Genomic DNA, 5,493 nt, shown 5'->3' on the forward strand with positions numbered 1-5,493 from the left:
CACCCAATAGATAAAGAAGAAAGCCATAGCAATGGCGACGAGTAACGATATTAGCGCAATGCTTAAAATGCGATCACTTAATTGTTCAGAACTACTTTTAAGCTCATCCACATACACAGTAGAACAGATATACCAATCAAACCCCTTTACGTGACGTACAAGCGATAATTTTTCATAAATATAGTTACCGGGATCTTCTGGTTTATCCCATTTGTAATACAGCTCTTTACCGGTATCAGCCACATTAATCAGATCATCTGCAATTGATTTTTGAGTAACCGGGTTAAGCAAACTCTCAATGTTAGTCCCATCAATATTAGGATTTGGATGGATCAGCATGTTGGTTCGCGCATCAAAAATAAACAAATAACCTGTTTTAGCCACCCGCAACTGTTTGAAGCTCTCACGTAAGTCATCCAGTGCCTGATTACGTTTAACCTCTAACTCTGCAGCAACATCTTCAAGATAGATACCTGAGCCCATCACAAACCCCCACTCAGGAAAGTTCTTTACATAAGACAACTTATCCAGCTGCTTGTTTTCTGCCAGACGATTCCATTTGTATTGATAAAAACCTTCACCCTGACTTTTCGCGACATCAATGATCTCAGGTATCACCACAACCCCATCATCAGTCTTCAATGATGAAACATCCTTGCCGTGAAAGCGCTCATCAGGATGTGATAAAAAACGATAGTCATAACTGGCGACCCAAATGTAATCACCATCAATACTTTGAAAATGGCGCAGCATTTCAAACACGTTGGCTCGCGCTGCAGCAAGATCAATCTCACCTTCTTTAACCTGCTGATAAACCTGATCAATATAGGACTCTGCCATCGAAACAACAATTTTCAGGCGCTGCTTATGGGATTCCAACACTTGCTGCTGATAGCTTTCCGTATCCGCATACATGCGATCGGCCATGGTAAAAACATTATCCAATGCGATACGGCTCGAGTTACGCTCAATTTCATAGACTTTGTCTTTAATAAAAGGCACAGAATAAATATACACTGCACCAAATATCATCAACATAAATAACAAGACGATTGGAAAAAATCGCTGAACCAGCCGGGAAGGAAACAACATGTTTTAACCCTGTAAAAACTTATCTGCAAATTCTATAACAAAAACAGTACATTCTGCCCCCTTGTTACAATTGGTAAGAATTCAGACAAACTCTCGCAAACCTTTTACGCTCTACTGGGATCATGAAATTTTTGATTATCAATCGTGGAATAACATCACGAGAGAGCGCCCATGAAAATTGTTGTCGTTGTTAAACGTCCACTACAGTCACCAGATCATGACTATCCACTTCAGTCCGCATTAAACGAAGCATTTGGTTCGCGAGCTGATTCCTCGAATAGCATTATTGTAGTGTCCATAGGTTCAAATCAGAGCAAGAAACAGATAGAAATGGCTATTGAAAGCGGTGCTGACAAAGGTATCCAGATTGTCACACAAGACAGCTTAAACGCTTATACTGTCGCTGAGTTTATGACGAATGTTGTTACGTATGAAAAACCCGATCTGATCATCATCAGCGACCGGCTAACTAACGAGCAATGCCAAACCGGAAAAACTTTAGCGTCCATGCTGAATGAGTCATTCCCTCCGGAACGCTGCGCACTCAACAGAAAACAATACCGTCTTTTAGTTATTCGTGAAATGTTAAGTGGGGCACATACGGTACTGCTTCCCATGTCAGTCCACAGCAGCAAGCATAGTCATTGGGACTCATTAAGCTCATGTCAGGAATATAGCCCTTTCCAGTCAGCGGCCCTTTCTGCATAGTCGCTGCGCAAACACCATGTCGGGTAAATGAACAAAGCACCTCTCATTCACGGGTCACACCCATAAAAAAGCCCTCAGGAAGAGGGCTTTAAAGCTAAAAAAGCAGATCAAATTAAGTGTTAATGAAGGTCCTGATATTTTTTCTTTATCTCTACCAGCTGTGGCTGGATATCTAAAGGCGCATAATTCATCGCCTGCTCAAACAAATCCTTATTTGATTCGGATAAACGATCTTCTTCAGACATTGCCTTAAGCTTACGCATGGCTTCTACAAATTTGGGATGTAATGAATCATTATCGAACATAGCATCGCCCTCCTGCCCGGCTTCGAAAACCGATATTAGTAATTAATAATAAATAGAAAGTAAATTAGATTCTGAATTCTGCCATATAAGGCCACTTATTGCTTCAGGAAAAACCATTAAACAAATTAATTGTCTTTATGGTATTCCTCTTTTGCTTTCTTATAGGTTTCTTTAATGTCAGCAACCCGTTTAGCTGGAGTATATGATGACTTATCTTTTTGATTAAGTCTGACCGGTTCTGATTGTTCGCAGTTTTCTAAATCATCACATGTTAGCTTGGCTTTTAAACGTTTTGTTTTCTTATTACCCTGTTTGTCATTTTTATCCTTGGAAAGTTCCTCATCGGTTTGTGATTTAACTGTTGCCTCCTCTTGCTTAGTAACATCGTCTGTTGCTTCCTCATCGGCTGTGCGCTCAGGCCTGGGCACTTTTCGCCAAGGCGTCGCCACATTAACATAGGCTTTTTTCTCAGCTGTGATTCCGGGAGGCTTTTTATCACTGTAATGCACTTTGCCGGTTTCATCCGTCCAACGATATATTTCCGCATTCGCCAATGCGGGCAACAAAATTATTATCAGCGTCAGTGCTCTAAATTGAAAACCAAACACAGCATACTCCATCAATGTAACTGCAATAATTCAGATATTGGCATTAGCTATACATTGATTTAAGCACAAGTTTAGAAAAACTGATAATTCTATACGAATAAAAAAACGAAGAAAGTGCCAAAGGCAGGAAAAAATAATATTATTATTCAATGACTTAAAAGGCACTTGTTATTAACAAGGGCCTTTTAAGTGTAGAGCGTAAGTGCAGCGCGTCAGTGTAGCGCGCGGTTACAATCAGATTCTTAAACCACCATCCATCTCAATAACACGGCCGGTAAAGAAATCATTTTCAATGATATATTGTAATGTGTGCGCCATTTCACTGACTTCACCTAAACGACGCAAAGGCACGGCCTGAACCATACGATCAATCGCTTCTGGTTTCATTTGTGCCGTCATTTCAGTGGCAATCACACCCGGAGCAATACTTGCTGTACGAATTCCGTAGCGACCTAATTCACCTGCCCAGCTAACGATCATTGTCGCTACCGCCGCTTTGGTCGCAGAGTAGTTTGTCTGGCCTATATTACCCGCGCGCGATACAGAGGAGATATTGACGATAACGCCACCTTCACCCTGCTCCGCCATAATGCCTGCGGCTTCACGGCCACAGAGAAAAGTACCTGTCATATTGACATCAACAACCGACTGCCATTGATCCAGCTCCATACGCTTGACCAGCTTACCTTCCTTAAGTTTGATCAGCATACCGTCACGCATTAAACCGGCATTATTGACAAGCCCATGAATTTTACCAAAATCTTTTATAATCGCAGCGAAAGTATCCCCCACCGCTTTTTCATCTGTAATATTACAAACGTATCCGTGTGCTTCAGTGCCCATCTCCCGGAGCTTAGCCACAGCGGCATCCAGATCCGCGGCATTGATATCAATTAACGCTAACTGACCGCCTTGCTGTGCCAAATGCTCAGCCATTGCAAGCCCCAGCCCGCGTCCACCGCCCGTAATCACAAAAACTTTATCTTTAATTTGCATTTATCGCTCCATCACCCAGTCTGTTTTTATAGTATGTAATGCAAAATACATCTTGACGTTAACGTAAACTTATACCGTAAAATGGCACATTATGCGATAAAAATAAGCGTTATCCCCTACCAATTTAATCTAAAGAACAAGAAGGGATAATCAGGGTTTATCACACGCTTATTAACCACGTAGCCCTTGGTAAAGAATCGATGTCCCATAAGACAACTCCAGAGCCAGCCGCTTCGTTTTAACTAACCCCTTAACAACCAAGGCGTAGGAACAGTCAATTTGTCGCATCAGCTCACCATCGGGAATCGTATTATTTACAAAAACGGTGTTCCAATGGCGTTTATTCATGTGATATCCGGGAATAACAGCATCGAACAGATCTCTTAATTCAATCGCATCCTGAGGATCACTTTTTAGATTGATACTCAACTGCCCCTGATGGCGAGTCAACAGCGCAAACATCTTATCTTTAACTTTAAAAACACTGACATCAGGCCCAAAGGGGTAGTCTTCTATTGCTTCTGGCTTTGACAGCAGGTATTTAACCAACGATTTTTTATCCATAAGATCATCTCCTGTCTACTGACTGCTTGCGTACTTACGAGTCTGCATACTTGCTAGCTGTTCAATTTCTTCATAAAGGCGTAACCGTGAATGCAACTACTTTGAATGCAACTACCTTGATGTTTATCAATATTATGATTTTTCACACCAGACCTCATCTGGGTTTTACTAAGCCATTCTGGCATAATAACCCCACATAAATGAGGCGTTATTAAAACATGACTATTGAAAAAACTCTGATTCAGCGCTGCGATTCAAAATGTGAATTATGCGCCGCTACAGAAAACCTTTCTATTTTTGAGGTGTTACCTTCCGACAGCACAGCAGATCAATCTGTAATGATTTGCGACACGTGCAGCAGTCAGCTAAATGACCCTGAATCCATTAATGTTAATCATTGGCGTTGCCTCAACGATAGCATGTGGAGTCAGGTTCCCGCAGTACAGGTAATGGCATGGAGACAACTGTCACAATTATCTTCCATGGGCGAAATCTGGGCGCAGGACCTTATTGATATGCTGTATCTCGATGAAGAGACGAAAGCATGGGCAGAAGCTGACAGTGGTTCGGATGATGAATATCCACCCGCAAAAGATAGTAACGGAGCCGTACTTAACGCGGGTGACACCGTCACCTTGATTAAAGATTTAGATGTTAAAGGCGCAGGCTTTACAGCAAAACGTGGTACTGCTGTCAGAGGTATTTCTCTCACCTCGAATCCAGATCAGATCGAAGGCCGGGTCAACGGTACACGTATCGTTCTATTGACCAAGTTCCTTAAAAAGCAGAACTAAACACGCTAAGCAAACACGCTTGATTAAAGAAGCTTAACAATACGATAGGGCTGATAACTATAGATCAGCCCTGTATCAGCCATCCAGTTTCTGTGTTAAGCCAATTTATTCTGACCAAACGGCGAGTTCATTTCCATTCGGATCTGTGAAATGAAAACGTCGCCCTCCCGGAAATTCAAAGATAGGCTTAACCACAACCCCACCCGCTTTTTCTATGTTGCTTAATGTCAGCTCTAACGCAGGGCTGTACAAAACAATCAACGCAGCCCCGTTAGCAGTGGTTGAAGACAAATCTGCTTTGAAAAAACCACCCTTCAAGCCAGCATCTGAAAACGCTGTGTACTCAGTCCCATAATCGGTAAACGACCAATTAAAAACCTCTTCAAAAAACTGCTTAGCAACCGCAAGATCCCGTGCGGGAAATTC

8 protein-coding genes are annotated in these 5,493 nt (G+C 42.0%); 2 read left to right on the top strand and 6 right to left on the bottom strand.

What is annotated here, in order from left to right; all coding sequences use genetic code 11:
* A partial coding sequence (locus ABY436_RS18640; protein ID WP_372740430.1) for a cache domain-containing protein occupies window positions 1-1,092 on the bottom strand: 1,092 nt, incomplete at its 3' end.
* Between the two features lie 171 nt (window positions 1,093-1,263).
* Here ABY436_RS18640 and ABY436_RS18645 point away from each other — a divergent pair.
* The gene (locus ABY436_RS18645; RefSeq protein ID WP_372740431.1) at window positions 1,264-1,800 is read left to right on the top strand and encodes a hypothetical protein; all 537 of its coding nucleotides are present in this window, start codon (window positions 1,264-1,266) and stop codon (window positions 1,798-1,800) included.
* A gap of 119 nt (window positions 1,801-1,919) precedes the next feature.
* Here the strand turns inward: ABY436_RS18645 and ABY436_RS18650 are convergent, their stop codons facing one another.
* From ABY436_RS18650 to ABY436_RS18665, 4 genes are all read right to left on the bottom strand, one after another.
* On the bottom strand, window positions 1,920-2,105 hold the full coding sequence (locus ABY436_RS18650; protein ID WP_090727522.1) for a hypothetical protein: 186 nt from the start codon (window positions 2,103-2,105) through the stop codon (window positions 1,920-1,922).
* 125 nt (window positions 2,106-2,230) lie between these two features.
* Window positions 2,231-2,713, bottom strand: coding sequence for a DUF4124 domain-containing protein (locus tag ABY436_RS18655; protein ID WP_372740432.1), 483 nt, complete (start codon window positions 2,711-2,713; stop codon window positions 2,231-2,233).
* 234 nt (window positions 2,714-2,947) lie between these two features.
* Window positions 2,948-3,709 carry an SDR family oxidoreductase gene (locus ABY436_RS18660; RefSeq protein WP_372740433.1) on the bottom strand — a complete coding sequence of 254 codons (762 nt, stop codon included), beginning with the start codon at window positions 3,707-3,709 and terminating at the stop codon, window positions 2,948-2,950.
* A 171-nt stretch (window positions 3,710-3,880) separates the two neighbouring features.
* Entirely contained in the window at window positions 3,881-4,273 is a 393-nt protein-coding gene (locus tag ABY436_RS18665; RefSeq protein WP_372740434.1) for an MmcQ/YjbR family DNA-binding protein, read from the bottom strand.
* A gap of 218 nt (window positions 4,274-4,491) precedes the next feature.
* Between ABY436_RS18665 and ABY436_RS18670 the strand changes: the two genes are divergently transcribed.
* Window positions 4,492-5,067, top strand: coding sequence for a PhnA domain-containing protein (locus tag ABY436_RS18670; protein ID WP_372740435.1), 576 nt, complete (start codon window positions 4,492-4,494; stop codon window positions 5,065-5,067).
* Between the two features lie 105 nt (window positions 5,068-5,172).
* On the opposite strand, the gene ABY436_RS18675 is transcribed toward ABY436_RS18670, so the two are convergent.
* The coding region (locus ABY436_RS18675; protein ID WP_372740436.1) for a VOC family protein at window positions 5,173-5,493 on the bottom strand (321 nt) is incomplete at its 5' end.

The organism is Neptunomonas sp. (assembly GCF_041601355.1).
Taxonomy (GTDB): Bacteria; Pseudomonadota; Gammaproteobacteria; order Pseudomonadales; family Balneatricaceae; genus Neptunomonas.

Bases quoted from the DNA above. Each gene is read 5' to 3' on its own strand.
- ABY436_RS18645 (WP_372740431.1), top strand. From the start codon at position 1,264: ATGAAAATTGTTGTCGTTGTTAAACGTCCACTACAGTCACCAGATCAT.
- ABY436_RS18650 (WP_090727522.1), bottom strand. From the start codon at position 2,105: ATGTTCGATAATGATTCATTACATCCCAAATTTGTAGAAGCCATGCGT.
- ABY436_RS18660 (WP_372740433.1), bottom strand. From the start codon at position 3,709: ATGCAAATTAAAGATAAAGTTTTTGTGATTACGGGCGGTGGACGCGGG.
- ABY436_RS18665 (WP_372740434.1), bottom strand. From the start codon at position 4,273: ATGGATAAAAAATCGTTGGTTAAATACCTGCTGTCAAAGCCAGAAGCA.
- ABY436_RS18670 (WP_372740435.1), top strand. From the start codon at position 4,492: ATGACTATTGAAAAAACTCTGATTCAGCGCTGCGATTCAAAATGTGAA.